Raw genomic sequence first — 24,968 nt, 5'->3', positions numbered from 1 at the left:
CGGCCCCGCCGGCCCGATCCCGTCAGGTTTTCATCGCCCGGTATCGAGAGAGCAGCCGATGCGCGTTCGCGACCTCGCCCCCGAGGACGCCCCGGCGCTGACGGCTCTCTACGGGGAGTACGAGTGGTGGGCTGACCGCGAGCAGAGCCGCGTCCGCCGGGCGCTGGCCGGGTCGGACGTGGCCGTCGGCGTCGAGACCGCTGGCGGCGACCTCGTCGCCGCGGCTCGAGTCCTCACTGACCGCACCTTCTACGCGGCCGTCTACGACGTCATCGTGGCGACCGACCGCCGCAGGGAGGGCGTCGGCAGGGCGCTCATGGAAGGGGTCCGCGACCACCCCGTCCTCGACTCTGTGGACGGTATCAGCCTGCTCTGCCGGGAAGGGCTGGTCCCCTTCTACGAGTCGGTCGGGTTCACCGAGTTCGAGCGCCCGGTCGCCGTCCCGGAGGGCGGGACCGAGCAGCTCGTGCGGATGACCTATCAGAAGTGACTCACGCGGGAGGGTGACTCACGCAGCCGCCTCGACCGCGCGCCCGAGCGCCACGGCCGTCGCCTCGTCGTACCAGTCGGTCACGACCTGGCAGCCGACCGGCTCGCCGCCCGCCTCCACGGGCACAGAGAGCGCGGGGTGGCCGGTGAGGTTGAAGGGCGAGGTGTGGGCGATGGTCCGCAACAAGTCGGCGTCCTCGGTCACCTCGCCGAAGTCGGGTGCGGTCGTCGGCGTCGTCGAGAGGAAGAGTGCGTCGTACTCGGAGAGGCGGTCGTCGACGACGGCGTGAAACTCGTGGCGGGCGTTCTGGGCGGCGACGTAGCCCGCACCGCCCGTCGCCTCCGTCAGCGCCCGGCCGACCACCAGCCGCCCGCGGACGTTCTCACCTAGCTCGCCGGCGTCCATCCCGGCAACTGCCGCCCGCCAGGCCTCGCTGTAGCCCGTGCCGACGCCGTAGTCCTGGCCGGCCTGGGCGACGAGGGTCGTAAACTCCGTGGCTGTCACCGCGGAGTTGACGAGCGGCTGGGCGCCGAAGCCCGGCAGCGACACCTCCTCGACGGTCGCGCCGGCGTCGGCGAGCCCGTCGGCGGCGTCCTCGACCGCTGCCGCGACCGCGTCGTCGGCCCCCTCCTGGGCCTCGGTGACGAGGCCGACGCGGTAGTCCGCGGCGCTGGCGCCCGTGTCGCCGTCCAGCCCCCCGGTCGGGTCCGGGACGGGCGTCCCGTGGGTCGAGGGGTCCCGGCGGTCGGGGCCGTTGAGTTCCGCGAGGACGCGGGCGGCAGTCTCGACGTCCGGCGCGAGCGGCCCGACGTGGTCGAGCGAGGACGCCAGGTCCGCGAAGCCGAACCGGGGGACGGTCCGGAAGGTCGGCTTGAACCCGACCACGCCACAGAAGGAAGCCGGGATACGGACCGAGCCGCCGGTGTCGGTCCCGAGGGCGGCGTCGACGAGGCCGGCGGCGACGGCCGCGCCGCTGCCGCTGGAGGAGCCGCCCGGCACGCCGTCGGCGCCGGGGTTCTCGACGGGCCCGTGGGCGCAGGTTTCGCTGGTCGTGTGGTAGGCGAACTCGTCCATGTTGGTCGTCCCGACCAGGTCCGCCCCCGCCCCGAGCAGGCGCTCGACGACTGCCGCGTGGTAGCCGGGCTCGAAGTCCACCGCCGCCGACCCGCAGGTCATCGGGACGCCCGCGACCGCGATGTTGTCCTTGACCGCCACATCCATCCCCGCCAGTGGCCCCACGTCGGCACCGGGCAGGTCACACCGATACAGGAAGGCGTTGTGCTCGTCGTCGCCGGGTTCGACGTCGGCCGCCGGCGCGGATTCGAAGGCGGTCGGTTCGAGGTCACCCAGGAGGTCCTCGGTCATCTCGGCCTCGAGCGCGTAGCCCTCCCGTTCCTCCTCGGAGAGGTCGATCCCGTAGGTTGCCGCGGCGGCCTCGACCGCCGCCACGAGGTCGTCGTCTGTCATCAGTTCACACGGAGAGCGGAAACCGATTAAGCGTTGGGTAGGCCGGCGTCTCGGGTGATTTTTGAGCCGGCGTCTCCTGCTGTCTCCATGGACAGCCGCGAGGGAAAGCCCATCGAGACGTTCACCGGCGGGCGGTTCTACCCCTTCGACCCTCGCCCGGCGGAGGTTCGGCTGGAAGACATCGCCGGGTCGCTTGCACACACCTGCCGGTTCGGCGGGCACTGTCAACGCTTCTACAGCGTGGCCGAGCACTCCCTGTACGTCGCCCGCGAGCTGGCCGACCACGGCGAGCGCGTCCAGGCCTACGGCCTGCTGCACGACGCCGGGGAGGCATACGTCGGTGACGTTCCGCGGCCGGTCAAGTCGCGGCTGGGTGACTTCGAGGCCGTCGAGGCGCGCATCCAGGACGCGGTCTGGGAGGCGCTCGGCCTGCCCGCACCGACCGAATCCGAGTGGGAGGCGGTGATGGCCGCCGACGACCGCCTGCTGGCTCACGAGGCCGACCGCCTGCTCGACGACGGCTCCTGGGCCACGGAGGCACCGGAGCTGCGCTACGACCTCGACGCGTCCGTCCCGGCCTCGCCGTCGGATGCCCGGGCAGCGTTTCTCGACCGGGCGCGGTCGTTGCTGGACTGACCGCGGTGCGCGCTCCGCGAGGCGGTACTCGACGCGCTACTCGTAGCTGCGGCCGTAGTCGGGCTCGCGGCCCTCGTTGAACGCGGCGACGGCCTCGTCGTGTTCCTCGTCGGTGACACACTCCCACTGGTACTCGCAGGCCAGCGCGCAGTAGTCCTCGAAGGTCCGCTGCGGGTCGACCAGGTCGTTGGTCCGCCGGACGGCCACTGCCGGCTTGTCGCGGATCTCCGCGGCGAGTTCGCGGGCCGCGCCGAGCGCGTCCTCGGCCTCCTCGACCGCGAGCCCGATGTCGACGGCGTCCTCGGGGGTGATATCGCGGCCCGTCAGCAGGTACTCCCGGGCCTTTGACTCGCCGACCAGCCGGGGGAGCAGCCACGCGCCGCCGTCCCCGGGGATCAGCCCGATGTTGACGAACCCTTCGCGGAGCAAGCTCTCGGGAGCCATCACCCGCAGGTCGCAGGCCAGCGCGAAGTCACAGCCCGCACCCACCCCGGGGCCGTTGACCGCCGCGACCGATGGGGTCGAGGCCCCGCGGAGGTTGGCGACCACGCGCTGGACCATCCAGAGGTAGGCGCCGTACTCCTCCTCGGTGGCGTCGTCCCAGTCGCGCATGTCCGTGGTGTCCGCGCCGGCACAGAAGCCGTCGCCCGCGCCGGTCAGTACCATCGCGTAGACCCCGTCGTCGGCCTCCGCGGTTCTGACGGCCTCGTTTATCTCGAGGACCATCGGCCGGTTGAAGGCGTTGTAGACCTCGGGTCGGTCCAGTGTGATCGTCGCGATCCCCTCCTCGACGGCGTAGTCGAGATGCTCGTATGCCATGTGCGCCACGTCGGTCCGCCGGTATTTGTAAGCCGGTGCTATCAGCAGTGGCCACGGCCGAAGGAGTTCACGACAACAGGAAAACTCTCGAAGGCTCGACGATCGCGCCCCCCGCTGACTGATAGGAACCGGGTGCTGAATACAGAGGTGTTGGGTTCAGCAGGCTCGTGACGATCACCGGACCGACAGTCGTCAGTCGTTAGCCGACGGCGGTGATATCTCGGCAGCTTCCAGCTCAGAGAGCCGAGCCTCCACGGCAGCCAGGCGCTCGCGCAACTGCTCGTTCTCGCGGCTGAGTTCGTCAATCCGGTCTTGTTGGGCGTCGATGCGCTCGTCTCTGCGCTCGCGGCCGGCTTTCAGGTCGTCGATCTGGTCGGTCTTCTCGTTGAGCTTTTGCGAGAGGCCCTGGATGGCGGCCAGTGCCACACCGTCGGCATCGACGGTCGCAATCGTCTCCTCGTCGTCCCCGAAGTCGAACGTACTGTGGAAGTCCCCGGCCATCGGCCCGATGTGCCGGCCGTCATCCCGGTCGGTCAACTCCCAGTGGACGACGCCCCAACCGCGTCGGCAATCACTCGGAGGTCGGCCTTCCGGAAGGTGGACTCGTCCGCCGCTTCGGGCGACTCGGTGATGCCGACCTGCGCCCGGATGCGCCGGCGCATTCGCGTCGTCGACGGGCGCTCAGGATCGTCGACAGCAATCTCGAGTGTCTCACAGATCGCCTGGAGTTCTTCTTTCGTGAACGACGCCTCCACCTCCCGTTCGAAGCGCCCCGTTGCCGCTCGAATCGCGTTCCGAAGCTCCTGGACGGTCGGACTCATGATTCGCTCCTCTCGTGGCATCCTTCTCAAGGTTCTCACTCGGTCGTAAGCCACCCACGCAGCCTCGAGTGCCGTTCCTGAGCGCCCGGGAGTAGTCACGATCTGACGGAGAGTCACATCTGCGGGCGGCTACCCACCGGCCACGTCCGATGCGCAATACAGTCGCAAAAACTGGTGGTTCGACGAGACGGACTCCAGCGACGAACAGAGCAACGGTGAGCGGACACACTCGAACCCCGGCAGCTGGCAGCAGCGGAAGCGAGCGCACCGCATCGCTCGCTTCACAGTGACCGCACACCCGGAGCCAGTCGCACGCGATAGCTATCTCGAGGACGGGGCGCGGGTCGCCCTCTCCGATGAGGAGGTGTTCCTCCCACACCAACACGAGGGCGGGGACCGGACGAGAGATGTGTATCAGGAACCCTCGGGCCGGCGGTACAACCCCGAGACGGGGAGAGTCGCCGGCGAGGGTACGTCGGCGTACATTCCCGAGTTTTCCAGAGACGTGTTTGAGGCCGCCATCCACGGCGTGCTCGCCCGGACTGGACACCTCGAGAGCCGGCGCGACCAGTGGCTTACTTTCGCGGGACAGCTCTGGCACGATCCCCAGTACAACTCCTTCGGGAGGCTCCGGAAGTTCACCGAAATCAAACTCGAGTACGACGACGGCCTCCGTTCCCTGCCGTTTTGAGGAGTGCAGCAAGCCGACTGCTCACCACGCCACGCGCGCGGCCCGGAACGCTGGCCCGTCTATTCTGCGTGTGAGCGTGGGAATCGAACTCCGCTTAGCGTCTGTCCTTCGGGTTTCGCTCATACATCGGTGTATGACTGACGACCCCCGTGTGCGGGATATTTGGCCCTGTTAAACCCAGCAGCAGCCGGTAGGAACGGCGTGCGAAATATTGAGTGTACAGCCACCAAATGGAAGGAACGGATATATTCTCGCATGCTGAATCAGACTGAATCAGGTAGTTTCAATGAACGAACGGAAAGCAGTTTTTCGAAGGTGGATACTGGGCACCTCTGACCGTAATGGGCGGGTCCTTCCGATTACCCGATGGGTCGCGCGCTTCATTATCCCGTTTTTAGCTGCGGCGTTTCTGGTTCTCTACGGACTGCCCGACCAGACCACGACGTACTTCGCGTGGACGATCCAACCCGAGATGACGCCGATCATAATGGGCGCAGGCTACGGGGCGGGAGTGTATTTCTTTTATCGGGTCGCCTCCGTCAACAAGTGGCACACGGTCGCCCCGGTCTTCCTCGGGATCGCCGCATTCACGTGGCTGATGGCTATCGCCACCGTGCTCCACTGGGAAAACTTCAACCACAGTCACTTCACGTTCGGTCTCTGGGTGTTTCTCTACGCAGTCACTCCCGTCCTTATTCCAGCAATTTGGGTGCTCAATCGCCGGGCCGATCCTGAGGAACTGGAGGGGGGCGAGGTCCTTCTCCCACAAGTGGTGCGGGTGCTCGGCGGTGGCTTAGGAGTGCTCATCACAGTCAGTGCTGTCGCCCTGTTTATCGCGCCGGAACTCATGATTGGGGTGTGGCCATGGACCGTGTCCCCTTTCACGGCGCGGATTTTGGCGGGATGGTTTGCTCTCTTCGGCGTCGTTAACAGCGTCGTCGTGCTTGACCCTCGCTGGAGCGCTGCCAGAATACTGGTCCAAAGTCAACTACTTGGGTTCACGTTGGTCCTGATTGGTGTCGTCCGTGTCTGGGCCAACTTCGACCAATCGAACGCCCTGACGTGGGGCGTCGTCGGAGGGATGGGGCTGTATCTGATCGTCGTATCTCTTCTGTATATCGGGCTGGAATCCCGCAGGTCGTCTCTCGGATAGAAGCAGTTCGTGGTGACGGATACGTACGGTGTATCACGCAGGCTCGCTGAAGCCTCCCAGCGGTCACGGGTTTGAACAAAACCGGATGGTTGGACGGTCTCAAACCACCACAAGCGGGTTCACATGGTCGCGAACAGACACGAGAACCCACGAATTGGGATGCCTTTAGTCGGCTCCACATCCGAGGTGTGGATGGCACCCGCCGACACGCCCGCACCGTCTGGCATTCAAGCGGCGGCCTGGATTCGCCTCGTCCAGGCCGCACCCGACAGTCACGCCGGCACCCCAGGCGGGTGACCGCCCACGCCACACGTCTCCGTCCACTCCCGCTCCCGCGTTCTGAGAGCGCTACGAGGGCGACCCAGGCGAACTGGAGACCCTACTCGCGCAGGTCGAGGCCAGGGGTCCACCGAAGGACCGACTTGGTGATCCGGACCCCGATGCACCGAGTGCGGATGTCGATGGAACCGAAGGGCGCGATGATACCGCTACCGACACTACGACGGTGTCGTTGCAAGCATCCAGCGAGGTCGACTGGCTCGCCGACGGGCGCGACTCGGACGACGAGGGGTGACCCCGAGCCACTGAAGACGGCCCGGAGGCGTGAGTACGACCTCGAGCAAGGAGGACCTCGTGATCATTGTCGAAACCGCCGACGGCGACCTCTGGAGTGCGCGGAAGGTTTATTTTTCCTTGTGAACGAGTACCATACCCTATGGATGAGCGTACGACAGAGCCAGATCCCGGGGGGCAGCGCGGGGACTGGGGGGTGCGCTTGTCTGAGGACGACTTCTATCGGGCAATGGCCTCGACCCAGCGACGCCGGGTGTTGTATATCCTGCTTGTTCAGGACGCGGCCACGCTTGACGACCTCACGACTGTCCTGGCCGGCTGGGAGGCAACGGAGGCGGGCACGATGCGTGGAGCAGACGATTACCGACGGATCCGGAGCGAACTCCACCACCGGGACTTACCGGTCCTCGAGGATGCGGGACTCGTCGAGTACCACCAGGCGACCGACTCTATCACCCTGAGGCCGCTCAGCGATGATGTCGCGTCACTAATCGCCCGCAGTGTCGAGGGCGAGCAACGGGGTGACTGATGATGTTCGATACACTATTTGACGAGGTCCAGAGCCACGGGAAGCGGTTTATCGTCCACACACGAGACGACGAAGACGGCCTGAGCGACCGGTTTGCGAACCACCGGGTCACCGTCGAGCGGCGAGACCTCCCGCCGGGAAGGCCGGACCCGTTTGTCGCTATCGAAGACAACGGCGAATTTGTCGGCGCCCTCGGCTTGGACGCGTTAGAGGGGCTCCTCGAGCCGCCACTCGTCCGGCCGGGTGACTCCGAGGAGATTTCCGAGGGCTACCGGGCCCTGTTCGAGGTACTCGATGGAACCGTGTTCACAGCACTCGGGCGGCAGGACCTACTTGCGGTCAGCCGGGAGATAGAGGACCGTGCGTTCCGGGTTGGCCAGGGAACGCTTCGTGTGGCCTTTCAACGGCTCTCCGCGTTTGAAGCCCAGGTCGAGACGTACCGTCGCCTCGCCGTCGACACCGAGTTGGAACTCCACATCTACGGTATCGACGACTGGGACCCGCCGGCGATCCCGGGGGTTACCTATCACGAAATCGCCGGCGGGCTAACCCGGTACTGGGTGCTCGCGTTCGATGGTGGGGCGGAGTCCTGTGCGCTCGTCGCGCGTGCCGAGAACGGGCGCTACGCTGGGTTCTGGACTGACGACCTCGAACTGACCGGTGAAGTGCTTGCCGGGCTCGAGGGGGTGTAGGAAGAGGGGACGGGTTCGAGGCTCACGGGTTCACTGGCCGCCGCTTCGATGTGCAACCACGCGTGATGGCCGCTGCGGTTGCGTTTGCGCTCTCCGTGGTCATCGTCTCGCTGGAACTGTCGGCACCGCTTGCGGACTCACTCGTGGATTCCCAGGCCATGCTTCCACTGTGGAGGACAGCACCGCCTTCGGTGACAATCCGAACAGACGCCGGGCTGGTGACAGGCGAGACAGTACGTGTCTCGGGGCGGTCAGCCGTCACCCGGAGTTCCTGCGAGGAGGCGTCGAAGTAGACGTAGCGCGTGTCGCCGGCCGAGAGTGAACCATCCAAACTCACCGTGTCAGTTGTCCCGTTGGATTCTACTCGCACCGTCGTCGCACTCGGGACCACATCGCCCCTGATGTGTTTGAGTGTGAGATATGAGTTGTTTTCTACGTCAATGGAGAGTTGGGCCTGAACGCTCGCACCCGGTGGCACGTCGTCTATCCAGTCCGGTTCGGGGACACTGTCGACACCGGCCTGGCGCAACTCGTAGCTGTAGGTCACTGTCTCGCCGTCTTGAGTGGCTGTGACCGACAGATTCTGAATCCGGCCGGATTCGGTGACGACGAGACGGCCTTCGAAGGACTCAACGTCACCTGTCGAGGTGCTTGCTGCTGAAACGCTGTCCGCAGTGAGAACGACGTTGCTATCACCGGACGTTTCGTTGGCAACCTCGAAATCGCCTGCCGAGAGAAACCGGTAGACTTGGGAAAGGATAGTGAGCCGGTTGTTGTGCCCCTCAAGGACTCGGTAGTTCGTCTTCTCGTCTGAGGAGGTCCGAACGAATCGCGTGGTTTCGTTGCTCCACTGGTCGATGGTCGTGGACTGCCCGTCACTCAGCGACCCTGTACCTGAGATGGTGTACGTCGAGAGGTTCGCCCCAACGACGAGACGGGCGTCAATGGTCCCTTGAGCCGAGGACCGGTTGACCTGAAGGACAACTCCACGAGTCGTCACCGCGTTCCGATTTGCCTCAACAAGAGCCGAGGCGTTCGAGAGCGTCCCGTTCGTGACGCCAGGTACCTGGTCGGGCGATACGTGTGTTGAATCGGAGGGTCCTGTCTCCGCGCCCAAACCGCCGGCACAGCCCGCCAGGACGAGTGCTGAGACGAGTACGAGGACTACTGTATATCGTTCCACACCGGAACGACACCCCGGGTAACGAAAGTGATTGAGGTAACACAAACCACTCTTTGTGTGTGACCAGCCCCCATGTCTGGCAGACAGTATTTAAGATATTATACATATACGGCAGGGTGCTGTAACAACCGATTCCTTCAGCCGTCTCCCGGTTCGACTGCGGTGAGTGATACGCACCCTGCGCTCAGCAGGAATGCTGAACCCCATCCGGCTCAAGGGGGCAACGAGACCGCTCGACCCGAACTACTCCGCCTCGACCGACCCCCGGAGCACCTTCGCGCCGACGAGCACGGGGTCCCAGACCGGGCTGAACGGCGGCGCGTACGCGAGATCCGTCCGTTCGAGTTCTCCGACTGTCGCGCCCTGCTCGATGGCCGTCGCGAGGATATCGACCCGGATGGCCGCGCGGTCGGTGCCGACGATGCTCCCCCCGAGCAACAGCCCCGAGTTCCGGTCGGCCACGAGCGTCACGTCGGTCTCCGACCCGCCGGGGTAGTAGCCCGACCGCGAGCCCGCGGTGACGGTCTCGCTCACGGGGTCAAAGCCCGCCTCGCGGGCCCGGTCGGGGTCGATGATCCCCGTCCGGCCGGCCTCGCAGTCGAAGGCCTTCAGCACCCCGGTGCCGGCGATGGTCCCCACCGGTTCGGGGTCGCCCGCCACGGTCGAGCCGATGGCGCGGCCGGCGCGGTTGGCCGTCAGCCCCAGCGGCACCCACTCGGGCTCGCCCGTCACGGCGTGTTCCATCGTCGCGCAGTCCCCCGCGGCGTAGACGCCGTCGACGCCCGTCCGGCCGTGGTCGTCGACCACGATGGCCCCGCCGGGCCCGGTCCCAACCGGCTCGTCCGCCACGAGTTCGGTGTTGGGCTGGATACCGACGCCGACCAGCGCCAGCTCGGTGTCAAGCTCCGTCCCGCCGGTACAGACCAGGTGCTCGACCCGCCCCTCGCTGCCGGTCAGTTCCGCCACCTCTGTCTCCAGGTGAAGCGTCACCCCCCGCTCGCGGAGTTCCGCCTCGACCCGCTCGGCGACGGCCTCGCCGAAGGGCGGGAGGACGTGGGCGCCGCGCTGGAAGAGGTGGACGTCGCACTGGTGCGTACTGAATGCCTCGGCCATCTCGATGCCGACGTAGCCGCCGCCGACGATGGCCACCGTTTCGGGCGGGTCCATCGCGCCGTAGCGCTCGACGCGCTCGCGGTCGACGAACGCTTCGCCGCCGACATCGGCGAGGTGGTCAGTATCGGGGTCGAGCAGGTGGGCGCGGATCCCCGCAGCGGAGTCCAGGCCGTGTAGCGTGTGGGCCCCGTCGAGGTCCGTCCCGTCGACGGGGCTCGTCAGCGCGCGGGCACCCGTCGCGACCAGCAGGTCGCCGTACGGTTGCTCGAACTCCCCGTCCGGCCCCGCGACGCTGACGGTGCGGGCCTCGGTGTCGACGTCGAGCACTTCGTGGTTCCGGCAGAGCTCGATCCCCCGCTCGTCGACCTCGTCGGGCGACAGCGAGAGCAGGTCGGTCAGTTCGTCGACCTCCCCCTTGACGAAGTAGGGGGTCCCGCAGTGGGCGTAGGAGACCCACGAACCCTTCTCGTAGACGACGACTTCGCGGTCGGACTCGCGTCTACACTTGCTGGCGGCGCTGAGGCCGGCGGCGTCGCCGCCGACGACCACGAACGGCTCCCGGTCGGATGGCATGTGCGGGCCGATGGAGGCCTGCCACGTAACTCCCTGGTGTGGACGACGTAATCACACGGCGGAGCCGGGGGCACTCGCCAGGCACCCGTCCCGCGGCCGTCGACCCGGGTCGCAGACGGAGACGCCGCCGGTCGCGTGTCGAAGCGTTGAGATACCGGCAGACCCAAACGCCGGCATGGTCTCGCACGCAGCCACGGTCGCAGACGCGACCGCGGTCCCGCGCGCCGACGCGCTGTCGCTCGCGGACGCGGTGCCGCTACACGCCGGCGGGGGAGTGGCGTCGGACCCGCCGTGGGTACTGGCGGTCGTCGCCCTCGCGACGGTAGCGACGGCGGCCCTGCTCGGGCTCACCTTCGCCGCCTACGTCCGCCGGAAGTCCCGGTCGTACCTGCTGGTCGTCGCCGCGGTGGCAGCGCTTCTGGCCCGGTCAGTCGTCGCCGGGGTCACCTTCGCCGGGATGGTCTCGCCGGCCGGTCACCACCTGCTCGAACACGGGCTGGACGTGGTGCTGGTCGGACTGGTCGTCGGCGCCGTCTACTACGCCCGGACCGTCGAACGCGAGGGGGCCGCGACGTGAGCGGCCCGCGGGAGCGCATCCGGGACCACGTCGACGCCCATCCTGGCGTCCACTTCAACGCCCTGGTCCGGGAGCTGGACCTCGCGCCCGGCCAGGTCCAGCACCACCTCAAGCGGCTCACTCCCGACGCGGTCGTCGCCGAGCCGCTGTACGGCCGCACCCACTACTACCCCCCGGAGTACGACGCCTGGGAGCGGGGGGCGCTGGCGGTCCTGCGACGGGAGACCGCCCGCGACATCCTGGGCGTGCTCGCCGCCGAAGGGGAGAGCGCGCCGGCGGCCGTCGCCGACGACCTCGGGATCGCCCGGAGCACGCTGGAGTGGCACCTCGACCACCTCCTCGAGCAGGACCTCGTCGAGAAGCGTTACGACGAGCGCGGCCGGGTCACGCTGTCGCTCTCCCGGCCGGCCGAGACCGCGGCGCTGCTGGCGACCGTCGAGCCGTCCGTACCCGACCGGCTGGTCGACCGGTTCACGCGGCTGGTCGACAGCTTCTTCGACCCGGAGTAGCCGGACCTCCCCCGTTCGACGGCCGGACCAGAACCCACTTTCCCGAACGTCCACTACGACGGGTATGGACCGCCGGACGTTCCTCCGCGCCGGCGCGGGGGTGAGTGCGCTGTCGCTCGCTGGCTGTGCCGGTCTCCTCGAGAGTCGCGCGACGGGCAACGCCCCAGTCCCCGAGAACCGCCCCGACGGGATATACGTCCCCGGCCACGTCGAGGGCACGGGGATGGTCGACACGGGCGAGCGCGGCGACTTCGCCGCGGGCCTGATGTACAGCTACGCCCACCGCTTCTGGACCGTCACCGGCGACACCGTCGAGCGCACCTCCATCGAGGACGGCGACGACGTCCACCTGATGGCGAGCATCTGGGACCCCGAGACCCGGACCGTCCTCCCCGAAACCGGGCTCTCGCTCGAGATCCTCCGGGACGGGTCGCTGGTCTCCGAGGAAGTCATCTATCCGATGCTCTCCCAGCCCATGGGCTTTCACTACGGCGCGAACTTCGGGCTCGACGGCGACGGGAGCTACACCGTGCGCCTCTCGGTCGGCGGTGTCTCGACCCGGCGGACCGGGAGCTTCCGGGACCGCTTCGGCGAGCCGACGACCATCGACATCCCCTTCGAGTACAGCCGGTCCGCCCGGGACGAACTCGCCTACGAGGTGCTGGACCGCGGGGGTGAACCCGGCGCGGTCGACCCCAACGCGATGGAGATGATGCCCGACTCCTTCGCCCCGGCCGTCGAGGACCTCCCCGGGACCGTGCTCGGCAGCGGGCGGAGCAACGGCGCGGTGCTGGTGGCCACTGCCCTCGACAGCCCACCCGCGGGGGTCGAGGGCGAGGGTGCCTACCTCGCGGTCTCGGCCCGGACCCGCTACAACCGGATGGTGGTCCCGGCGATGGGGCTGGCAGGAGCGGTGCGCCGCGACGGCGAGCCCGTGTTCGACGGCGAACTCGTCCGGACGCTCGACCCCGACCTGGGCTATCACTACGGCGCCGTGGTCGACGGGGTCGAGTCGGGCGACGAGCTGACGCTGACACCGACGACCCAGCCCCAGACCGCCCGCCACGAGGGGTACGAGACGGCCTTCGGCGGGCTACAGGGCGGGATGGAGCCGGTGACGCTGTCGGCCTGAACCGACGGAGACAAACGCCGCAAGCGCCAGTTTCGGGTATGAAGCTGCGGTTTCTCGGCGGGGCGGGCGAGGTCGGCCGGAGCGCCGTCCTCGTCAACGACCAGCTCCTGCTCGATTACGGGATGAAGACCGCGAACCCCCCGCAGTTCCCGGTCGGCCTCTCCCGCGGCGGCGCCGGGCTCGACCCCGAGGCGGTCGTGGTGAGTCACGGTCACCTCGACCACGCGGGAGCCGTCCCCGCCCTCCTCTCCGGCGACCGCCGGCCGCCGGTCCACTGGACGCCGCCGACCCGGGAGCTGGCGCTCACGCTCGCCCGGGACACCCTGAAGTTGCACGGGGGGACCTACGACTGTCCCTTCACCGAGGCCGAACTCAAGCGGGTCACGCAGGTCTCGGAGACCCACGGCTACCGCGAACCGTTCGAGACAGCGGGACACGAGATAACGTTCTTCGACGCCGGCCACATCCCCGGGAGCGCCCACGTCCTGGTCGACGACGGCGACACCCGGCTGCTGTACACCGGCGACTTCCACACCGAGGATCAGCGAGGCGGCAGAGCCGCCTCGGGCCGCGCGAACGGGCGCGAAGCGCCCGTGAGCGGACAGCGACTGGTGGCGGGCACCACGGCCCGGCCCGACGCCGACGTCGTCCTCACCGAGAGCACCTACTCCGACGTCGACCACGGGCCCCGGGAGGAGGTCGAGAAGCGCTTCGCCGAGAGCGTCAAGACGACACTCTGGGAAGGCGGGACAGTCGTCGTCCCGGCGTTCGCCATCGGGCGCACTCAGGAGATGATGCTCATCTGTGAAGCGTACGACATCCCGTGTTACGTCGACGGAATGGGCAAGCAAGTCACCGAAATGCTTCGTCAGTACCCCGGGTTCGTCCGCGATGCCGATGCGCTTCGACGTGCGAAGTCTCACGCGCGATTCGTCACCGGCCGCGATGGACAGCGCAAGCGCATCACCGATCAGAAGGCCGCGGTCATCACCACCAGTGGAATGCTGTCTGGTGGCCCTGCCATGACCTACATCCCCGAGATACGGTCCAACCCGACGAACAAGATCACGCTGACGGGCTACCAGGTCGAGGGGACGCCGGGCCGCGAACTGCTGGAGACCGGCAGCGCGGAGATCGACGGCCGCGTGATGCCCGTCGCCGCGCAGGTCGAATCCTACGACTTCTCCGCCCACGCGGACCGCGACGGGCTGTGCGCCTTCCTCGACGCCTACCGCGACTCGAGGGTGCTCGTCAACCACGGCGACCGGTGTGGCGACTTCGCGGCCGAACTCCGCGGCGACGGCTACGACGCGAGCGCGCCCGAACTCGGCGAGACGGTGTCGGTCTGAACGGGATTCACGTTCCGACCCGGTCGGAGATGGCAGCGACGGCGTCGTCGACGGCGCGTTCCCAGTCCGGCGGCCGGTCGCCGCCGCGTTTCGGCGGGTCGACGTGAAGGTCCAGCGGGCAGTAGGAGAAGGCTTCGAGGGCGTCGGCGGCGACCCGGCCGACGAACTCCGCATCCAGGCGTTTCGAGGAGACGCCGCCGCCGGCGAGGTCGTAGTACCCCGAGAAGACCTGAACGACTGCGACCCGGCTCGCGCCGACCGCGCCCGACTCGAGGTGCCGGAAGAGCTTCGCGGTGTTGGCGACGGGGTCGGCACGGCGCCACTCCAGTTCGACGGCGACTAGACGCTCCTCGGACTGGCCCGCCACGTCGACCGGCGTCCCGCCGACGTCAAGCTCCGTCTCCCAGGCGAAGTGTGGGTGTCGGTCCGCGAGGCCGTCGCGGATGCGCGCCTGGACCGTCGCCGCGAACTCGCCCATGGCCCTCCTGGCGAGCTCGGGCACCTAACCGTTTCGCCGCCATCGCTGCCGGCCGCCAGCTATTCGACGACGTCCTCGCGCACGCGAAAGCGGAGGTAGCCGCCGTGGGAGAGGTCCAGCGCCCCGACCCACCAGTTCCAGCGCTCGGCCAGGGTGTGACCGTCGGGGGCGTCCTGCAGGTTCGAGACGACGGTCTCGACGGTCACCTCGAAGCCCAGGTCCTCGGCGACCCGGCCCGACTCCGCGAGGTCGCGGGCCTGGCGGGAGACCGTGCGCAGGCCGACCTCGCCGAACTCCGCGGCCAGCCGCGCTTCGAGTTCCTCGCGGTCCATGCGCCTGGCTACGTGGCGGTGGGGGGAAAGGTATGTGGTGGTGAACACGGCTGCAGCGCTGGCGGTAGGATGTGGCTGAGGGGAGTAAGCCCCCTTCTGTTCTGCCGGCATTCGGCTGAGCGTCCGAACCCGCGTCCGGGCTACCTGTGGGTCCGGACTTGCACCGGTGAGGGTTCGCCGTTCCATCCGTTCTCGTCCGTCGACGCGCGGGCGGAGCCCGCGCGCCCAGTTCGTTCACGCCGGGTGGCGGAACGCGCCCTCGGCGGGTCAACTCCCCCTCGCTTGCGCTCGGGGTTCGCGCGCCTCATCGGTCGGGACGAGGGGTCCCGTTTCTGTTCCAGAGCCGGCGGTCTCCCGCCCCGGGCTTGCGCCCGGTCACCCGCCCGGACGGTGGGGGGACTTTCCTCATGTCCCTTGCGCCAGTCGGCGTGCTGGGACACGGGGGCCGGGCTCCCTCTGCCATCACGACGTAGACGACCGGCGGTGGTAAGCCGTTCGGTCGTCCCGGCCGGCGTCGGTCCCGGGGGCGGCCCGGTCCGGGTCGGGCCAGTCCGCTCCCCCCGAGGGACGCACATTTATCACGACCTGATGCGTGTTAGCACGCATGGCGAAAGCGGAAACCAACAACCCTGGATTCGTTGAAACGGAGGAGCTGAGCCTCATCAAACAGACCGCCCGGGAGGTCGCGGAGGGGTACGACGACGAGTACTGGCGGGAGGTGACCGACGGCGAACGCCGGCCGACCGAGTTCTGGCAGGACTGTGCCGACGCCGGCTTTCTCGGCGTGACCGTCCCCGAGAAATACGGCGGCGAGGGGATGGGCGTCGTCGAACTGACCACCATCGTCGAGGAGCTGGGCGCCCACGGCTGCACGAGCGCGAACATGCTCTTCGTCGTCAACGTCGTCTTCGGCGCGGTGACGCTGGTCGAGCACGGCACCGAAGAGCAACGCGACGAGCTGCTGGGTCCGCTGATGGACGGCGACCTGCGCTTCTGTATGGCGCTGACCGAGCCAAACGCCGGCCACAACGCCCCCAACCTCGACACCTTCGCCGAGGACCAGGGCGACGGCACCTTCCGCGTCAACGGCAGCAAGCAGTGGATCAGCGGCGTCGACCACGCCGACCGGATGCTGCTGGTCGCCCGCACCACCCCCAAAGACCAGGTCGAGCGGCGCACCGAGGGGATCACCCTCTTCCTGGCTGACCCCTCCGACCCCAACATCGAACTCCGCGAGCTCGACGTCGGCATCCCCACCCCCGAAAACCAGTTCGAGCTCAGCTTCGACGACTACGTCGCCACCGAGGACGACATCATCGGGACGCGGGACCAGGGGCTGTACCAGCTGTTCGACACGGTCAACCCCGAGCGGCTGGTCGGCGCCGCGGGCGCGATCGGGACCGGGCGCAACGCCATCCAGCGCGCGGTCGACTACGCCAAGGAACGGGAGGTGTTCGGCCAGCCCATCGGCGGCCACCAGGCCATCCAGCACCCCATCGCGGAGTCACACTCCCAGCTGGAGGCCGCGAAGCTGCTGGTCCAGAAGGCAGCCTGGATGATGGACCACGGCGACGACCCCGCCCGCGTGGCCGAGCTCTCGAACATGGCCAAACTGCGGGCGACCGAGGCCGGCCACGAGGCCACCGACGTCGCCCTGCAGACCCACGGCGGCAACGGCTTCAGCCGCGATTATCACGTCGTCGAGATGTGGAAGGGGAGCCGGCTGGGCCGGGTCGCGCCGGGCTCCTCGGAGATGATGCGCAACCACATCGCCGAGCACGCACTCGGCCTGCCCCGCTCGTACTGATGGACCGCCACGAGGACCTCTCGAACCCGGACCTCGACGTCGCCGAAAGCGAGGACGGGCTGGTGCTGTGGGCCACCCTCGACCGCCCCGAGGAGCGCAACGCGCTCAGTCCGGACATCATCGGCGGGCTCCAGGAGGCCCTTTCCTACGCCGACGAGGGCGAGACCCGGGTGTTCGTCATCCGGGGCGCGGAGGGGACGTTCTGCTCGGGCGGCGACCTGTCCTCGATGAGCGAGACCTTCGGCGCGGGCTCGGAGGCCTACCGCGAGAACTTCTCCGGACTCGCAGACCTCGTCGAGTCGATGGTCGACGCGGCCGTGCTGACGGTGGCGGCCGTCGAGGGGTACTGCCTGGCCGGCGGCCTCGGGCTCGCGACCGCCTGCGAGTTCGTCGTCGCCGACGCCGAGGCCGTCTTCGGGACTCCCGAGGTCGACGTCGGTCTCTTCCCCGCGCAGGCGATGGCCCCGATCATGCGCGCGGCCGACGAGAAGGCCGGCCTGCGGCTGCTCTTCACGGGGGAGTTCATCGACGCCGCCGAGGCCGAGTCGATGGGACTGGTGACCGACGTCGCTCCCGAGGGGGAGTTCGAAGAGACGCTGTCAGCACTGGTCGACGAACTCGCCGACAACAGCCCCGTCCTCATCGAGATCGGCAAGGAGGCCTACTACACCCAGCGCGACCTGGGTTTCGAGTCGGCGCTGGACTATCTCAGCGAGGTCATCACGATCATCGCGATGAGCGAGGCCACCGAGGAGGGCATCGACGCGTACCTGAACGACCGGGAACCGGAGTGGAAACAGCGATAATACACATGACAAGAGTGACACATACATGAGCTTCGACACACAGGATTCAGTCAAGGGCAACGACCCGGGGCGGGTGGTCATCTCGGCGGCGCTGACGGGCGCGCTGACCACGCGCGACCAGTGCGAGGCGATCCCCTACACCCCCGCGGAGATCGCCGAGGAGGCCGCCGCCGCCCGCGAGGCCGGCGCGGCCGTCGCGCACATCCACGCCCGCACCGACGAGGGCGACCCCACCTTCTCGACGGAGACCTACCGCGAGATCTACGAGGAGGTCCGGGACCGGACGGACATCATCATCAACTTCTCGACGGGCGCCGTCGACGAACCCGTCGAGACCCGCACCGACTACATCCGCGAGGTCTCGCCGGACGTCGCCGCCCTGAACATGGGCTCGATGAACTACGCGAAGTACTCCGACCGCCGCGAGGACTTCGTCTTCGACCAGGTCTTCGACAACTCGTTCTCGGAGATCCAGGCCTTCCTCTCGGCGATGAACGACGCCGGCGTCAAGCCGGAACTGGAGTGTTTCGACACCGGCCACATCGGCAACATCCGCCCGCTGGTCAAGCAGGGGAAACTTACCCATCCCATCCAGTTCAGCCTCATCATGGGCGTGCTCGGCGGGATCCCGGCGACGGTCGAGAACCTGGCCCACCAGGTCCGCCAGCTCCCCGACGACGCGACCTGGCAGGTGATCGGGATCAGCCGCGACCAGTGGCCGCTGGTGGGCGCGGCGCTGTCGATGGGCGGGAACGTCCGCGTCGGCCTCGAGGACAACTTCTACCTCCCGGAGGGGGAGATGGCCGAGAGCAACGCCGACCTGGTCGCGCGGGCCGCGCGGATGGCCCGGGACGTCGGCCGCGAGCCCGCCACCCCCGACGAGGCCCGCGAGATCATGGAGGTGCCCGAATGAGCGAAGAGGGCGGTAGCGATGGCGCCGGCACGAGCGTCGGCCTCAGCGGGACGCCACCCTCGACGGACGTCTTCGCCGACGACCTGTTCGAGGGCGAGCGCGTTCTCATCACCGGCGGCGGAACGGGCATCGGCGAGGAACTCGCGCTGGCGTTCGCCGACCACGGCGCGGACGTGGCGGTCGCCTCCCGGAACATGGACCACCTCGAACCCGTCGCCGAGGCCGTCGAGGAGCGGGGCGTCCAGGCCTGTGCGACGACGGTCGACGTCCGGGAGTACGAGCAGGTCGAGGCGATGGTCGAGACCGTCGTCGACGAACTCGGCGGGATCGACGTGCTCGTGAACAACGCCGGCGCGAACTTCGTCACCCCAACCGAGGACCTCTCGCCGAACGGCTGGCGGTCGGTCGTCGGCACCATCCTCGACGGCACCGCCTACTGCACCTTCGCGGCCGGCGAGCACATGCGCGAGCACGGCGGCGGCTCGGTCATCGCGATGGGCGCGACCAACAGCGTCTGGGGGGCGCCGTATCACGCCCACTCCGGGGCCGGAAAGGCCGGCGTCCACAACCTCATGCAAACCGTCGCCAGCGAGTGGGCCGACGCCGGCATCCGCGCCAACACCGTCGCCCCGGGCGTGATCGAGACCGACGCGATCCGGGAGATCCTCACCGACGACCACCGCGAGCGGGTGGTCTCTGACCTTCCCGCGGGCCGGCTGGGTGACGCCGCCGACTGCGTGCCGATCACCCTCTTTCTCGCGAGCCCCGCCGCGGGCTACGTCACCGGCGGCTACTTCACCGTCGACGGCGGCCAGCTGCTCGCGCCGAACCCGTTCTGAGCGGCTGGCACCCGACGGTCGAAAGCCCCAACCCGGTCGTTCCGAACGGCCCCGTCCGGACGAGTCCCGTGGACTGCGACGAGACCGGCTGTTTTCGGGTCGACGGTATGCACATACGTGGGCGTTACTCGGTTTTTATACCGGAAAGGGAGGGTCGTACTATTCAGAGCACGTCCGATGAACCAGCGCGTAATCCACGACGTTACTCGGACCGTCGGAGACGTCTCGAGCTACTGGCACGGCTGGGACGGCACACCCACAGGGTGGGACGATGGCTGACGAACACGGCGCGGGCTCCCGGAAATACCGGATCCTCGCACTGCTCGCGACAGCGGAACTACTGGCGATGACGCTCTGGTTCAGCGTCTCGGCAGTCGGCCCGGAGCTGGCGACTGCCTGGGGGCTCTCCGATGCCGAAACCGCGTGGCTCACCAACGCGGTACAGCTCGGGTTCGTCGTCGGCGCACTGTTCTCGGCGCTGTTTACCGTCTCCGACGTGGTCAAGCCGCGGTACCTGTTCTCGGCCTCGGCGGCCGTGGGAGCGGCCGCGACGGTCGTCATCGCGACGAGCGTCAGTTCGTTTCTGCCAGCGGTCGTCCTTCGATTCCTGACCGGGGTGGCTCTCGCGGGAGTGTACCCCCCCGGAATGAAGGTCATGGCGGGCTGGTTCCGGGCCGGGAGAGGGTTCGCGATCGGCGTGCTGGTCGGCGCGCTGACCGTCGGGTCCGCGATGCCACACCTCCTGCGCGGCGTCGGTGGCGTCGGGCGACCCACGCCGGTGTTGCTCGGCGCCGCGGGCCTCGCAGCGGTCGGTGCCGTGCTGGTCCTGTTCGTGGAGCCCGGCCCGCACCAGGCGCCGGCCGCCCCGTTCGACCCGGGTGCACTCCGCCGGATCGCCGGGGACCGGGCGACGACTCTCGCCAACCTCGGCTACTTCGGTCACATGTGGGAGCTGTACGCGGTCTGGGCCTGGATCCCCGTGTACCTCTCGCTGAGTTTCACCGCAAGCGGCGGCGAGAGTGACGCCTTCGCCGCGCTCGTGACGTTCGGGACCATCGCCGTCGGCGGGGCCGGTGCCGTCGTCGCCGGCCTCAGCGCTGACCGGCTGGGCCGGACGACCGTCACCAGCGCCAGCATGGTGATAAGCGGCGGCGCGTGCCTGGGTGCGGGGTTCGTCTTCGGCGCCCCGCCGGTCGTGGTCGTTCCGTTCGTGCTCGTGTGGGGCTTTGCCGTCGTCGCGGACTCCGCACAGTTCTCGGCGGCCGTTTCGGAGCTCGCAGACGACTCCTACGTCGGGAGCGCGCTGACCTTCCAGACTGCGGTCGGATTCCTCCTGACGCTCGGGTCGATACAGCTGACGCCCGTCGTTGCGGACTGGGTCGGCTGGCAGTGGGCGTTCGCCCCGCTCGCAGTCGGTCCCCTGGTCGGCACGGTCGCGATGCTCGCGCTGCGTCGCCGTCCCGAAGCGGAGTTACTCGCAGGGGGACTGGGATAGCGAGGGTCCCGTCAGAACTGGACACGACCGCCCCGGGACACGTACCACTAAGTGCCCGAAGGGAGAGTCCGGAGCCATGCCACTCACCGACGCGGACCGGGCGCACCTGCGCGCACTCTTCGACAGACAGCTCGAGGTCGGCCTCCACCACGGCGCACAGCTTGCGGTCTACCACGAGGGCGACCTCGTCGTCGACTTCGCGGGCGGCCAGCCCCACCCCGAGGGCGGCGAGGAGACCAGCGGCCAGCGCCACGTCCTCTTTTCCTGTACCAAACCCTACGCCGGCGCCGCGGTCCACCGGCTGGCCGAGCAGGGCGAACTGGACTACGACGACCGCCTCGTCGAGTACTGGCCGGAGTTCGCCGACGAAGGCTCGACGAAAGCCGAGATCACGGTCCGGCAGGTGCTCAGCCACCAGTCGGGTATCCCCTTCGGCGAGTTCGACGAGCAGGTGGGCGACTGGGCCGACTGGGAGGCGGCCGTGGCGGCGATGGAGGACATCGAGCCGGTCTTCGAACCCGGAACGCAGCCCGCCTACCACGCGATGAACTACGGCTGGCTGGTGGGCGAACTCGTCCGGCGGGTGACCGGCCAGTCCATCCGGGAGTACTGCGCCGAGCACGTCTTCGAGCCGCTGGGGATGGACGACACCGGCATCGGCCTCGCACCCGAGGAGGGCCCCGACGTGGCGACGCTTTCCGGTTTCGCGATCCCCGACCGGTGTCGCGAGCCCGCCGACGGGCTGGAGGCCGAACCGGCCGACTCCGCCGCGCTCTTCAACAGCGAGGCGATCCAGCGGGCAATCATCCCCGCGGCCAACGGGATCGGGACGGCGCGGGACATGGCCCGGTTTTATGCCTGCATCGCCAACGGCGGCGAGCTCGACGGGACCCGCATCCTGGCCGAGGAGACCGTCGCGGAGGCCACCCGCACACACGCCGAGGCGGAGGTCGACGGCACCCTCGAACGGCCGAGCCGGTACGCGCTGGGCTTCGCGAAGGGCGGGCTCCCGACCGACCGCTTTGGAACTGTGAGCCACGAGCGCCAGTTCGGCCACGGCGGCCTGGGCAGCAGCTTCGCCTGGGGCGACCCCCAGGAGGAGGTCGCATTCGCCTACGTCACCAACGGGATCCGCGACGGGGCCTTCGAGCACCACGCCCGCGTCACGCAGCTGGTCGACGCCGTCCGCGAACTGGTGGCCTGAGCGGGCGGAGGAGAAGCGGCTACCGGGAGTGACAGCCGCCCGAGGGCGGCGTGAACTGAGTCCCGAGAGCAAAGTTTATTCGGGTGTTGTCTGTTGGTACCGTATGGACATCGACGACCTCCGGGAGGAGCATTTCACCGGGAACGTGGCGAAGCTCCACGACGCGACCGCGGAACACCACGGCGACGCGCTGGCCATCGAGAGCCACGGGGCGGAGCTGACCCACGCCGAACTGAAGGCGGCCTCGGACCGCTTCGCCGGCGGGCTGAGCGAGCTGGGCATCGAGGAGGGGGACGCGATGCTGGTCTACCTGCCCAACTGCCCGCAGTACATCATCGCCTCGCTCGGGGCGTTCAAGGCCGGCGTCCCCATCTCGCCGGTCAACCCCCAGTACAAGGGCCGGGAGCTGACCTACCAGCTGAACGACTCGGGCGCGGACGCGGTGCTCACCCACGAGGCCATCCGCGGGCGACTGGACGACGTACTCGCCGAGACAGAACGGGACGTGGCGGTCGTCACGGTCGGCGACGAGGTGCCCGAGGGTGACACCGCCTTCGGGGACGTCGGTGGCGAGCCGACGATGGTCGACGCCGACGACGACGACGTGGCGATCCTCCCCTACACGTCGGGGACGACCGGTCAGCCCAAAGGCGTCCAGCTCACCCACCGGAACTTCCGGGCGCAGATGTGCTCGACGATGGCCTCGAGCACCAACGACCTCGACGCCGAGGAGGTCCGCAGCCTCGTCTGGCTCCCGCTGTATCACATCACCGGCTTCACCCACACGGCCTTCCAGCCGCTGATCGCCGGCGGTGCGGTGTTCCTGCGCAACCCCACGAACTGGGACGCCGACGCCGCCATGTCGCTGATCGAGGAGGAAGAGATCACCCACTACGTCGGCGTCACCGCGATGTACGTCGACATGGTCGAAAGCGAGACCTTCGGCGACTACGACCTCACGAGTCTGGTCAGCGCCGGCGAGGGCGGCGCGAAGATGTCCGTCGCCGTCCAGCAGGCCTTCGAGGAGGAGACCGGCGTCGACATCAGCGAGGGGTACGGGCTGACCGAGACCAACGGCGCGACACACGCCCAGACCGGCTCGACCTACGGGCTGCGCCACGGCACCATCGGCCAGCCGCTGCGACACACCGACTGCCGGATCGTCGACACGGAGGGCGAGGAGGTCCCGGCCGGCGAGGAGGGCGAACTGCTCGTGCGTGGCCCACAGGTCATGAAGGGCTATCACAACATGCCCGAGAAGACCGAGCAGGCGTTCACCGAGGACGGCTTCTTCCGGACGGGCGATATCGCCCGCCGGGACGAGGACAACTACTACGAGATCGTCGACCGGAAGAAACACGTCATCGTCTCGGCGGGGTACAACATCTACCCCAGCGAGGTCGAGGCGCTGATCGCCGAACACGAGGCCGTCGCCGAGGCCGCGGTCGTCGGCATCCCCGACGAGCGCCGCAACGAGGTGCCCAAGGCCTTCGTCGTCCCCGCCCGCGGCGTCGAGGTCGGCGAGGACGTCACCACGGAGGAGATCAAGCAGTTCGTCCTCGACGAGATCGCGGAGTACAAACACCCCCGCGAGGTGGAGTTCGTCGAGGAACTCCCCCGGACTGCCAGCGGCAAGATCAAGAAGTACCAGCTCCGCGACGAGGACGAGAGCTAGCGAGCCTCGCCCCCGACTCGCCAGCGGAGACGAAGAGAACGGGCGCTATTCTGTCGACTCGTACTGGCGGACGCCGTCGACCAGCTGGTACTCCGCGCGACCGGCGTCCTCCAGATAGCCGAGCGAGCCCAGCGTATCCAGCAGCGTGGCGGGGTGTTCGGCCGGCCCGGCCCGCTCGTAGCTCACCTCGACCGGGCTCGCTGGCTCGACGGCCTGCAACGCGTCGGCGGTGTCCTCGACGAGGTCGTCGAGGCTCTCCCGCGTCGAGTCGACCGCTCCCTGGACGTCGTCGAAGGCTGGGCCGTGACCGGGGAAGGCGCGGTCGGCCTCGAGGGCTTCGAAGCTGTCCATCGCGCCGTAGAAGGCGTCGATGGCCTCGTAGGCGCCGCGGTCGATGCCCGCGTGGATGGCCGCCGCGCGGAACGGCTCGATCAGGGCGTCACCCGAGAACAGAGCCGTCTCGCCCAGGTCCGCGAGGAAGGAGGCGTGGGTCTTCTGGTGGCCCGGGGTGTACAGCGGCGTGAAGGTGTGACCGCCGATGTCGAAGGGCTCGCCGAAGTCGAAGGAGACGTCGACCTCGTCGGGCGGGAGCAGCCGCCAGTCCCGCTCCAGGGAGTCGACGGCCTGCTCGACGGCGCGGTCGGCCCGGTCGCCGTCCAGGCCCGCCTCCCGGGCGGTCCGCCGGACGGCCGCCTCCAGGTCGTCGGGGTCCCGGCGGAGCTGTTCGAGGGCGGGGCCGGGGGCGTACAGGCGCGCGCCGGCCTCGAGTAGCGTCGGGACCTGCCCGACGTGGTCGCTGTGGGGGTGGGTGACGACGACGTGGTCGACGTCCTCGATGTCGTACCCGTGGGCCCCGAGCTCGTCGGCCAGCGTCTCCTCGGCGGCCTCGCCGGGCGACCCGGCGTCGACGAGGATCGGCTCGGGCCCGTCGACCAGCCACGCGACGGCGTGGCCGGGCGGCCAGTCGACCTCGAACTCGATGCGGAAGACGGAGTCGAGCGACGGAGTCACCTCAGTGCCGCTCGCGCACTCGCTACTCATCGGTTTCTACCGGACCCCCGGCGGCCTTAACACTGCTGATGTACGCAATATGGGACCCTGCCACACTGCTG

Annotated in this window: 26 protein-coding genes and 1 other RNA gene; 17 read left to right on the top strand and 10 right to left on the bottom strand. The window is 68.5% G+C overall.

The window, feature by feature from the left end; all coding sequences use genetic code 11:
• The first annotated feature begins 58 nt into the window (after nt 1-58).
• Nucleotides 59-490, top strand: a complete 432-nt coding sequence (locus tag GN153_RS12560) for a GNAT family N-acetyltransferase (RefSeq protein ID WP_159903310.1) — start codon at nt 59-61, stop codon at nt 488-490.
• A gap of 18 nt (nt 491-508) precedes the next feature.
• On the opposite strand, the gene GN153_RS12555 is transcribed toward GN153_RS12560, so the two are convergent.
• Complete coding sequence (locus GN153_RS12555; RefSeq protein WP_159903308.1) at nt 509-1,957, bottom strand: amidase; 1,449 nt, start codon at nt 1,955-1,957, stop codon at nt 509-511.
• Between the two features lie 87 nt (nt 1,958-2,044).
• On the opposite strand from GN153_RS12555, the gene GN153_RS12550 reads away from it, so the two are divergent.
• Nucleotides 2,045-2,593 (top strand): HD domain-containing protein, encoded by a 549-nt coding sequence (locus GN153_RS12550; protein WP_159903306.1) that lies wholly within the window; start codon nt 2,045-2,047, stop codon nt 2,591-2,593.
• Between the two features lie 36 nt (nt 2,594-2,629).
• Here the strand turns inward: GN153_RS12550 and GN153_RS12545 are convergent, their stop codons facing one another.
• The 3 genes from GN153_RS12545 to GN153_RS12535 form a co-directional block, all read right to left on the bottom strand.
• Nucleotides 2,630-3,412: an enoyl-CoA hydratase/isomerase family protein gene (locus tag GN153_RS12545; protein WP_159903304.1), complete on the bottom strand. Its 783-nt coding sequence runs from the start codon at nt 3,410-3,412 to the stop codon at nt 2,630-2,632.
• Nucleotides 3,413-3,604: 192 nt separating this feature from the next.
• Nucleotides 3,605-3,949, bottom strand: a complete 345-nt coding sequence (locus GN153_RS12540; RefSeq protein ID WP_159903302.1) for a hypothetical protein — start codon at nt 3,947-3,949, stop codon at nt 3,605-3,607.
• Nucleotides 3,946-4,233, bottom strand: a complete 288-nt coding sequence (locus tag GN153_RS12535) for a hypothetical protein (protein ID WP_159903300.1) — start codon at nt 4,231-4,233, stop codon at nt 3,946-3,948. The genes GN153_RS12540 and GN153_RS12535 overlap by 4 nt, the downstream gene beginning before the upstream one ends.
• Before the next feature lie 286 nt (nt 4,234-4,519).
• On the opposite strand from GN153_RS12535, the gene GN153_RS12530 reads away from it, so the two are divergent.
• The 4 genes from GN153_RS12530 to GN153_RS12515 all read left to right on the top strand — a co-directional run bounded on the left by GN153_RS12530 (nt 4,520) and on the right by GN153_RS12515 (nt 7,871).
• Nucleotides 4,520-4,924, top strand: coding sequence for a hypothetical protein (locus GN153_RS12530; RefSeq protein ID WP_159903298.1), 405 nt, complete (start codon nt 4,520-4,522; stop codon nt 4,922-4,924).
• 286 nt (nt 4,925-5,210) lie between these two features.
• Nucleotides 5,211-6,077 (top strand): hypothetical protein, encoded by an 867-nt coding sequence (locus tag GN153_RS12525; RefSeq protein ID WP_159903296.1) that lies wholly within the window; start codon nt 5,211-5,213, stop codon nt 6,075-6,077.
• 715 nt (nt 6,078-6,792) lie between these two features.
• Nucleotides 6,793-7,179, top strand: a complete 387-nt coding sequence (locus GN153_RS12520) for a DUF7344 domain-containing protein (protein WP_159903294.1) — start codon at nt 6,793-6,795, stop codon at nt 7,177-7,179.
• Complete coding sequence (locus GN153_RS12515) at nt 7,179-7,871, top strand: DICT sensory domain-containing protein (protein WP_159903292.1); 693 nt, start codon at nt 7,179-7,181, stop codon at nt 7,869-7,871. Before GN153_RS12520 ends, GN153_RS12515 begins: the two co-directional genes overlap by 1 nt.
• 22 nt (nt 7,872-7,893) lie before the next feature.
• Here GN153_RS12515 and GN153_RS12510 read toward each other — a convergent pair whose 3' ends face one another.
• Nucleotides 7,894-9,054, bottom strand: coding sequence for a DUF7537 family lipoprotein (locus GN153_RS12510; RefSeq protein WP_159903290.1), 1,161 nt, complete (start codon nt 9,052-9,054; stop codon nt 7,894-7,896).
• Between the two features lie 243 nt (nt 9,055-9,297).
• The gene (locus GN153_RS12505) at nt 9,298-10,740 is read right to left on the bottom strand and encodes an FAD-dependent oxidoreductase (protein ID WP_159903288.1); all 1,443 of its coding nucleotides are present in this window, start codon (nt 10,738-10,740) and stop codon (nt 9,298-9,300) included.
• Nucleotides 10,741-10,915: 175 nt separating this feature from the next.
• Here GN153_RS12505 and GN153_RS12500 point away from each other — a divergent pair, with 175 nt between their 5' ends.
• From GN153_RS12500 to GN153_RS12485, 4 genes are all read left to right on the top strand, one after another.
• Nucleotides 10,916-11,317: a DUF7471 family protein gene (locus tag GN153_RS12500; RefSeq protein WP_236544803.1), complete on the top strand. Its 402-nt coding sequence runs from the start codon at nt 10,916-10,918 to the stop codon at nt 11,315-11,317.
• Entirely contained in the window at nt 11,314-11,826 is a 513-nt protein-coding gene (locus tag GN153_RS12495; RefSeq protein WP_159903286.1) for a winged helix-turn-helix transcriptional regulator, read from the top strand. The genes GN153_RS12500 and GN153_RS12495 overlap by 4 nt, the downstream gene beginning before the upstream one ends.
• Nucleotides 11,827-11,890: 64 nt before the next feature.
• Entirely contained in the window at nt 11,891-12,958 is a 1,068-nt protein-coding gene (locus GN153_RS12490) for a DUF7350 domain-containing protein (protein WP_159903284.1), read from the top strand.
• 38 nt (nt 12,959-12,996) lie between these two features.
• Nucleotides 12,997-14,307, top strand: a complete 1,311-nt coding sequence (locus GN153_RS12485) for an MBL fold metallo-hydrolase (protein ID WP_159903282.1) — start codon at nt 12,997-12,999, stop codon at nt 14,305-14,307.
• Nucleotides 14,308-14,314: 7 nt separating this feature from the next.
• On the opposite strand, the gene GN153_RS12480 is transcribed toward GN153_RS12485, so the two are convergent.
• The 3 genes from GN153_RS12480 to rnpB all read right to left on the bottom strand — a co-directional run bounded on the left by GN153_RS12480 (nt 14,315) and on the right by rnpB (nt 15,578).
• On the bottom strand, nt 14,315-14,785 hold the full coding sequence (locus GN153_RS12480) for a hypothetical protein (protein ID WP_159903280.1): 471 nt from the start codon (nt 14,783-14,785) through the stop codon (nt 14,315-14,317).
• Nucleotides 14,786-14,844: 59 nt separating this feature from the next.
• Nucleotides 14,845-15,117, bottom strand: a complete 273-nt coding sequence (locus tag GN153_RS12475) for a hypothetical protein (protein ID WP_159903278.1) — start codon at nt 15,115-15,117, stop codon at nt 14,845-14,847.
• 73 nt (nt 15,118-15,190) lie between these two features.
• Nucleotides 15,191-15,578: RNase P RNA component (gene rnpB, locus GN153_RS12470), an RNA gene on the bottom strand.
• A 143-nt stretch (nt 15,579-15,721) separates the two neighbouring features.
• Between rnpB and GN153_RS12465 the strand changes: the two genes are divergently transcribed.
• The 7 genes from GN153_RS12465 to GN153_RS12435 all read left to right on the top strand — a co-directional run bounded on the left by GN153_RS12465 (nt 15,722) and on the right by GN153_RS12435 (nt 23,856).
• A complete protein-coding gene (locus tag GN153_RS12465; protein ID WP_159903276.1) occupies nt 15,722-16,924 on the top strand; it encodes an acyl-CoA dehydrogenase family protein in 1,203 nt (400 codons plus the stop codon).
• Nucleotides 16,924-17,730 carry an enoyl-CoA hydratase/isomerase family protein gene (locus GN153_RS12460; RefSeq protein ID WP_159903274.1) on the top strand — a complete coding sequence of 269 codons (807 nt, stop codon included), beginning with the start codon at nt 16,924-16,926 and terminating at the stop codon, nt 17,728-17,730. The genes GN153_RS12465 and GN153_RS12460 overlap by 1 nt, the downstream gene beginning before the upstream one ends.
• Before the next feature lie 25 nt (nt 17,731-17,755).
• Nucleotides 17,756-18,643, top strand: a complete 888-nt coding sequence (locus GN153_RS12455) for a BKACE family enzyme (protein ID WP_159903272.1) — start codon at nt 17,756-17,758, stop codon at nt 18,641-18,643.
• On the top strand, nt 18,640-19,482 hold the full coding sequence (locus tag GN153_RS12450) for an SDR family oxidoreductase (protein ID WP_159903270.1): 843 nt from the start codon (nt 18,640-18,642) through the stop codon (nt 19,480-19,482). The genes GN153_RS12455 and GN153_RS12450 overlap by 4 nt, the downstream gene beginning before the upstream one ends.
• Nucleotides 19,483-19,753: 271 nt before the next feature.
• Nucleotides 19,754-20,977, top strand: coding sequence for an MFS transporter (locus GN153_RS12445; RefSeq protein ID WP_159903268.1), 1,224 nt, complete (start codon nt 19,754-19,756; stop codon nt 20,975-20,977).
• A gap of 76 nt (nt 20,978-21,053) precedes the next feature.
• On the top strand, nt 21,054-22,181 hold the full coding sequence (locus tag GN153_RS12440; protein ID WP_159903266.1) for a serine hydrolase domain-containing protein: 1,128 nt from the start codon (nt 21,054-21,056) through the stop codon (nt 22,179-22,181).
• A gap of 103 nt (nt 22,182-22,284) precedes the next feature.
• Nucleotides 22,285-23,856: a class I adenylate-forming enzyme family protein gene (locus tag GN153_RS12435; protein ID WP_159903264.1), complete on the top strand. Its 1,572-nt coding sequence runs from the start codon at nt 22,285-22,287 to the stop codon at nt 23,854-23,856.
• A gap of 45 nt (nt 23,857-23,901) precedes the next feature.
• Here GN153_RS12435 and GN153_RS12430 read toward each other — a convergent pair whose 3' ends face one another.
• Nucleotides 23,902-24,897 (bottom strand): MBL fold metallo-hydrolase, encoded by a 996-nt coding sequence (locus GN153_RS12430; RefSeq protein WP_159903262.1) that lies wholly within the window; start codon nt 24,895-24,897, stop codon nt 23,902-23,904.
• Between the last annotated feature and the right edge of the window lie 71 nt (nt 24,898-24,968).

The sequence above is a fragment of the Salinirussus salinus genome (assembly GCF_009831455.1).
In the GTDB taxonomy this organism is placed as follows: domain Archaea; phylum Halobacteriota; class Halobacteria; order Halobacteriales; family Haloarculaceae; genus Salinirussus; species Salinirussus salinus.
This window is presented reverse-complemented; position numbering and strand designations above follow the sequence as displayed.

Bases quoted from the DNA above. Each gene is read 5' to 3' on its own strand.
- GN153_RS12560 (WP_159903310.1), top strand. From the start codon at position 59: ATGCGCGTTCGCGACCTCGCCCCCGAGGACGCCCCGGCGCTGACGGCT.
- GN153_RS12555 (WP_159903308.1), bottom strand. From the start codon at position 1,957: ATGACAGACGACGACCTCGTGGCGGCGGTCGAGGCCGCCGCGGCAACC.
- GN153_RS12550 (WP_159903306.1), top strand. From the start codon at position 2,045: ATGGACAGCCGCGAGGGAAAGCCCATCGAGACGTTCACCGGCGGGCGG.
- GN153_RS12545 (WP_159903304.1), bottom strand. From the start codon at position 3,412: ATGGCATACGAGCATCTCGACTACGCCGTCGAGGAGGGGATCGCGACG.
- GN153_RS12535 (WP_159903300.1), bottom strand. From the start codon at position 4,233: ATGAGTCCGACCGTCCAGGAGCTTCGGAACGCGATTCGAGCGGCAACG.
- GN153_RS12525 (WP_159903296.1), top strand. From the start codon at position 5,211: ATGAACGAACGGAAAGCAGTTTTTCGAAGGTGGATACTGGGCACCTCT.
- GN153_RS12520 (WP_159903294.1), top strand. From the start codon at position 6,793: ATGGATGAGCGTACGACAGAGCCAGATCCCGGGGGGCAGCGCGGGGAC.
- GN153_RS12515 (WP_159903292.1), top strand. From the start codon at position 7,179: ATGATGTTCGATACACTATTTGACGAGGTCCAGAGCCACGGGAAGCGG.
- GN153_RS12505 (WP_159903288.1), bottom strand. From the start codon at position 10,740: ATGCCATCCGACCGGGAGCCGTTCGTGGTCGTCGGCGGCGACGCCGCC.
- GN153_RS12500 (WP_236544803.1), top strand. From the start codon at position 10,916: ATGGTCTCGCACGCAGCCACGGTCGCAGACGCGACCGCGGTCCCGCGC.
- GN153_RS12490 (WP_159903284.1), top strand. From the start codon at position 11,891: ATGGACCGCCGGACGTTCCTCCGCGCCGGCGCGGGGGTGAGTGCGCTG.
- GN153_RS12485 (WP_159903282.1), top strand. From the start codon at position 12,997: ATGAAGCTGCGGTTTCTCGGCGGGGCGGGCGAGGTCGGCCGGAGCGCC.
- GN153_RS12480 (WP_159903280.1), bottom strand. From the start codon at position 14,785: ATGGGCGAGTTCGCGGCGACGGTCCAGGCGCGCATCCGCGACGGCCTC.
- GN153_RS12475 (WP_159903278.1), bottom strand. From the start codon at position 15,117: ATGGACCGCGAGGAACTCGAAGCGCGGCTGGCCGCGGAGTTCGGCGAG.
- GN153_RS12465 (WP_159903276.1), top strand. From the start codon at position 15,722: ATGGCGAAAGCGGAAACCAACAACCCTGGATTCGTTGAAACGGAGGAG.
- GN153_RS12460 (WP_159903274.1), top strand. From the start codon at position 16,924: ATGGACCGCCACGAGGACCTCTCGAACCCGGACCTCGACGTCGCCGAA.
- GN153_RS12455 (WP_159903272.1), top strand. From the start codon at position 17,756: ATGAGCTTCGACACACAGGATTCAGTCAAGGGCAACGACCCGGGGCGG.
- GN153_RS12450 (WP_159903270.1), top strand. From the start codon at position 18,640: ATGAGCGAAGAGGGCGGTAGCGATGGCGCCGGCACGAGCGTCGGCCTC.
- GN153_RS12445 (WP_159903268.1), top strand. From the start codon at position 19,754: ATGGCTGACGAACACGGCGCGGGCTCCCGGAAATACCGGATCCTCGCA.
- GN153_RS12440 (WP_159903266.1), top strand. From the start codon at position 21,054: ATGCCACTCACCGACGCGGACCGGGCGCACCTGCGCGCACTCTTCGAC.
- GN153_RS12435 (WP_159903264.1), top strand. From the start codon at position 22,285: ATGGACATCGACGACCTCCGGGAGGAGCATTTCACCGGGAACGTGGCG.
- GN153_RS12430 (WP_159903262.1), bottom strand. From the start codon at position 24,897: ATGAGTAGCGAGTGCGCGAGCGGCACTGAGGTGACTCCGTCGCTCGAC.